Annotated in this window: 6 protein-coding genes; all 6 read left to right on the top strand. The window is 37.2% G+C overall.

From position 1 onward, the window contains the following. Window positions 1-278 precede the first annotated feature (278 nt). Window positions 279-758: a hypothetical protein gene (locus HMPREF9420_RS10545; protein ID WP_007135664.1), complete on the top strand. Its 480-nt coding sequence runs from the start codon at window positions 279-281 to the stop codon at window positions 756-758. Beyond that, a complete protein-coding gene (locus HMPREF9420_RS10540) occupies window positions 745-1,140 on the top strand; it encodes a hypothetical protein (protein ID WP_044078928.1) in 396 nt (131 codons plus the stop codon). The genes HMPREF9420_RS10545 and HMPREF9420_RS10540 overlap by 14 nt, the downstream gene beginning before the upstream one ends. Next, a complete protein-coding gene (locus HMPREF9420_RS10535; RefSeq protein ID WP_007135662.1) occupies window positions 1,137-3,203 on the top strand; it encodes a bifunctional DNA primase/helicase in 2,067 nt (688 codons plus the stop codon). Before HMPREF9420_RS10540 ends, HMPREF9420_RS10535 begins: the two co-directional genes overlap by 4 nt. Next, window positions 3,191-3,499, top strand: a complete 309-nt coding sequence (locus HMPREF9420_RS10530; protein ID WP_007135661.1) for a helix-turn-helix domain-containing protein — start codon at window positions 3,191-3,193, stop codon at window positions 3,497-3,499. The genes HMPREF9420_RS10535 and HMPREF9420_RS10530 overlap by 13 nt, the downstream gene beginning before the upstream one ends. A 90-nt stretch (window positions 3,500-3,589) precedes the next feature. After that, window positions 3,590-4,297: a DUF6088 family protein gene (locus HMPREF9420_RS10525; RefSeq protein ID WP_007135660.1), complete on the top strand. Its 708-nt coding sequence runs from the start codon at window positions 3,590-3,592 to the stop codon at window positions 4,295-4,297. After that, window positions 4,282-5,280: a nucleotidyl transferase AbiEii/AbiGii toxin family protein gene (locus HMPREF9420_RS10520; RefSeq protein ID WP_007135659.1), complete on the top strand. Its 999-nt coding sequence runs from the start codon at window positions 4,282-4,284 to the stop codon at window positions 5,278-5,280. The genes HMPREF9420_RS10525 and HMPREF9420_RS10520 overlap by 16 nt, the downstream gene beginning before the upstream one ends. Window positions 5,281-5,365 lie beyond the last annotated feature (85 nt).

The following is a 5,365-nucleotide window of genomic DNA, read 5'->3' as shown; positions in this document are numbered from 1 at the left end:
TTTTCGGGTTCAAAGTTACAAAAAGATGATACATCTTCCAAATGTTTGATTAAAAATATTTTAGAAAGATTGTGGCTACAATATTTCAGTGCATGGTGCAAGTCTATATATAGATATAGCTTGCACCATGCACTGAAGTCCCTGTTGTCTGTTTATATTCAACAAATTCGTATCGTATAAATTGGTATTATAACACCAGACAATGGTATTTTAATATTCCATAAGTAGGTTCTCGCAGTCAGAACTTTGCAGTCATATAAATTACAAATCGAAGAATTATGACTACAACACATTACAAATCGGAACAAAAGGGGCACCTATACATTGTAGGTCCTACGCTTGAAATTTTAGCTTTATCTTGTACCAACCTAAAAGAAGCTGCATATACAAGCGGTATTGAGTACTCAAATTTCCTTAAAGCATGCAAAATGGAAAATGACATAAGAATAAGTACTTATCAAAAATGTGCAGCAGGTCTAGGTAAAGATGTTCTTATTATTCACCTCCCTTGTGGAATCATAGATTCATTGACAGCACCTAAAGTTCATTTTAAAAATCGATATGAAACTATAGAGCAGAGAGAATTGGTAACATTATTTCGAGAACTCAAGTTAGATGAGAAAATACAAATAGAAGAATTTATGAAACTCTTCATAAGTTATCTATCAAAACAAGATCGAGACCATTTGATGAAACCATTTTTATCTGCAATAGAAGAACTTTGCCATAAACTACTCAATGAAAATGGAAAACTGTGAAATGTATTCTTTGCTGCATGAGCTTCAGATGCTTCGTGAAGAACTTAAGCAGATTTCGTGTTTTATCAAGGAACTCAAGCATGACTATTTCATCTTGGAAGAAAAAATAGAATTAAATACTTCTGATGTTCTGCATTTGCTTGGAATTTCGAAAGCATCACTTGCTAGATGGAGAGAATCCAACTCTATCCCTTATCGGTATGTATCAAGCAATCATATTGTCTATCCTTTTAAAGGGCTGTATATATCCATAAAGAGTGGACGTGCAACATTCAAGGGATTCCGGAGGTTAGAAGCCCTACAGAGATTAAATGCGTACAAAGACGGCGTATTAAAAGGCTATATGGGTGAGAATAGTAACACTTTATTTGAAGAATTATGAATTTAAAGGAAGAGATACTGCAGAAGACCAATCGAGGATTGGAAGTCTTCTGTTACTATATGCCAATTGAGTTTACTCCAAAGCGTAATTTCAGGAATCCTCTATATGAGGATAAGCGTGCTTCATGCAACATTTACCTTGATGCAAAATCCCAAAGTTATCGTATGAAAGATTTTGGTAATGAGGCTTTTTCTGGTGATTGTTTTTGGTTTGCTGCAAGTATGCTAGGACTTGATGTCCGTACAGATTTCAAAAAGGTACTAGCAACTATCATCAAAGACCTTAATTTGAATATCACAATAAAGTTTAAGGGTTCACCGAAAAGAAATGTGTACACAGATAAAGAAAATTGCGTTGTTCCACCCTTGACAAAGAGTGTTACAACAAACGTGGCAGAAAGAAAAAGAGTTTTCAGACTATACGAACAACCCTTTAAGTCAGAGGAGTTATCCTTTTGGTTGCATTATGGAATAACAGATAAGATATTACAGCAGTATCACGTTAAGTCTCTGGTTCGTTATGAAACAACAAATAATCAGGGAAAAACTTATAGTTTGACTTCTACTATAGAAGAACCGATATTCTGTTATGTGATGGGAGACTTTGTAAAGCTGTATCGTCCACAAAGTAAATTACGGTTTCTCTACGGAGGAGAGAAACTGAAGGATTATATCTTCGGATTCGAGCAGCTACCAAATAAGGGCGATGTCTTATTTATTACAGGAGGAGAAAAAGACGTACTATCACTTTCTTCTCACCATTTCAATGCTATTTGCTTCAATAGTGAGACAGCATCTATTCCGGAAAGTATCATCGAAAGTCTACAATTACGTTTCCGACATATTGTACTACTCTATGATACTGATGATACTGGCTTACGTGAAGCACGACATCAGGCAAAACTCTTAGAGCAATATAATGTTATTAACTTAACATTGCCACTTCAAGGTATTAAGACAGAAAAGGATATTTCCGATTTCTTTGCTTTAGGACGGACGGAAGAGGAGCTCACATCTTTATTGACAGAGAAGTTGGCAGATATATATATCCAAACTATAATGATGTTGCAATCGTGCGAAATAGACTATGAAAATCCACCTGATGCATCTAAATCGGTTGTGGCTGTCAATGGTGTTCCATTGGGAACACAGGATAACTTATTTTGTATCACAGGTGGTGAAGGGACTGGGAAAAGTAACTATATTGGTGCCATTCTTGCAGGTACATTAGGAACAAGGCCGCTACCTGCAGAAAAGACCTTAGGGTTGGATGTTATAGCCAATCCTAAAAGTTTAGCTGTCTTACATTATGATACGGAACAATCAGAAGCACAGTTACATAAGAATTTGGGTAAAACTTTAATTAGGGCGTCCTTGACACATGTTCCAAAGTTTTATCACTCTTTATACCTTGCTCCTCTCTCACGTAAGGACAGGCTGAAAATCATTCGTGAAAGTATGGACTTATTCCATCACAAGCATGGTGGCATCCATCTGGTGGTAATTGACGGTATTGCTGACTTGATACGATCTGCCAACGATGAAACGGAAAGTATTGCCATTGTTGATGAACTCTACCGATTGGCAGGAATATACAATACTTGCATCATCTGTGTGCTTCATTTTGTGCCTAATGGTATAAAGCTACGTGGGCATATTGGTTCAGAACTTCAACGCAAGGCAGCAGGCATTCTCTCCATAGAAAAAGACGAGAATCCTGAATATTCAGTCGTAAAGGCATTGAAAGTCCGTGACGGAAGCCCATTGGATGTTCCAATGATGCTCTTCGGTTGGGATAAAACTGAAGACATGCACGTCTATCGTGGCGAGAAGTCGAAGGAAGATAAGGAAAAGCGCAAGACCGATGAACTTATTGCCGTCGTCAAAGAAGCCTTCCGACATTCTTTCAAACTCACTTATCAAGAACTTTGTGACGTTCTGATGCGAGAAATGGTAATTAAGGATAGAACAGCAAAGAAGTACATCGCCTATATGAGAGAACAAAATATTTTGGCACAAGATACTAATGGTAACTATCAGAAAGGAGAATTATGCCGTACTTAAACGATATTTCAGAAACAGATTGGTGCAAACAATTGTTTGATAAACTAAGAACTGTCGAGAACAAACTCGACCAGCTACTTGTCCTGCAAGAGCAATCCATCAATACAACTGTCCGTCCACCTTTGAAACCGGAATATCTGGACATCATAGATGCTTCTAGAATCTTGAAAGTTGAGCAAAAAACTATCTATAACTGGGTTTGGGCAGGGAAAATTCCTTACCTCAAAGCTAATGGTCGATTGCTTTTTCTTCGGGAAGAAATAGATGAAATGGTACGGAAGCGAGATGGTTGGTAAGTCTCCTTATACTAAATTCTTGTTGTTTTGTTGTGTAAATACTTGCATTTACACAACAAAATATATACCTTTGCAAAAGGAACAATTTGTATGACAAGCAAAAGTATTAAAAATAAAATTTCAAATTTTGAGACGGGAAAAGTGTTCCGATTGGAAGACTTAGGGCTTTCTCGCAGTGAGCAAAATGCTGCCGTAGTCACTTTGGGAAGACTCGTTCAGGAGGGTGAAATAGAGCGCCTTAGCCGAGGTACTTATTATAAACCAAAACGAACAAGATTTGGTGTTGTTGGTCCGTCCATGGAAGAACGATTCCGTGACTTACTCTATGACAACGATACCCCTATAGGCTATCTGACCGGGTTCTATGCATTCAACTTGTTTGGATTGACAACGCAACAGTCTTCAACTCTTGAGATAGGCTCCAATTTCCCTAAACGGAACGGGAAACATGGAATGTATACGATTCGTTTTGTATTGCAGAAAAATCCCATCAATCGAGATAATATCGAAATGCTGCGCATATTAGACTGCTTGAAGTGGATTAAAAAGATACCTGATACAACTACTGACAGATCATATATTCTCTTAAAGGCAAAAGTCAATGACTACTCTAAGGATGAGCAGACACAACTGGTCAATCTTGCCTTAAAATACTCTCCGCTCACGCGAGCCTTATTGGGCTCAATGCTAACCAATGATTCCCTTGCGGCTATATTATTTCAAACATTAAGTCCGCTTACACGATTTAGAGTCGGACTCTCACCAACTTTAGTTTCTAGTCAATGGAACATACAATAAAAGATTCTCTATATTTAGACAATGAGTTATTCATGGAATTAGTACAAACTTCGTCAGAAGATTTGAATATCCCTATACAGTTAATAGAGAAAGACTACCACATTTCAAGAATACTTCGTACATTGTCAAGAAGTTCTTATGCGCCAAAAATCGTATTTAAGGGAGGAACTTCTTTATCAAAGGCATATCAAATGATAGATAGGTTTTCAGAGGACGTGGATTTTGCTGTTATCAGTGGGGATATGAGTGGCAATCAGGTTAAAATGCTTTTGTCAAACTTGATGAAAGAGGTTACTATGGGCTTGACAGAGGACAAAACCTTTTCAGATATATCCAAGGGCTCAAAATATAGGAAGCAAGCCTTCTCCTATACAGCCCATACAGGCTTTGATACTTCTGTAAATCCTGTTCCTGCGAGAATTATTGTAGAGATTAGTGCATTTGCCAATCCTTTTCCATATGAGAAAAGAACGATAGAGCCTTTTGTAACTACATATTTGAAAAAGCAAAAAATGGAAGATGTGATAGAGATGTATCATCTTGAACCTTTTGAACTAAATGTCTTATCTCTTAAACAAACCTTGTGCGAGAAAATAGTGTCTCTCATTCGCTTTTCAATGAGCGAGCAGCCAACAGCATCATTATCATCTAAAATACGCCACTTCTATGACTTGAATGCGCTATTGAATATCAAAGAATTAGAAGATTATGTATGTAGAAAAGAATTTGTTCGAGACATAAAGACTTTGGTGGAACATGACCAACAAGCTTTTGACGAGCCTTTGGGCTGGAAAGACCTAAAAGACATAAATCAGTCTCCATTGGTAGTGGATTTTGATCATTTATGGGAGATTTTGACTCCCAAATACGTAGAGAACCTATCTGCTATAGCTTATCGAGATATTCCATCTTCAAATACCATAAAAGCATCATTTCTGAAAATACTGAAGTCTTTGAGAGAAATTGACCTCACGAATGAATAGGGATTATCTTCTATAGATTCTTAAAGCAAATATCAAAGGGAGGAGATAGATGAGGTAGTACGAAAGCGAGATGATTGATGACAAA

Origin of the sequence: Segatella salivae DSM 15606 (genome assembly GCF_000185845.1) — a bacterium.
Classification (GTDB): Bacteria; Bacteroidota; Bacteroidia; order Bacteroidales; family Bacteroidaceae; genus Prevotella; species Prevotella salivae.
This window is presented reverse-complemented; position numbering and strand designations above follow the sequence as displayed.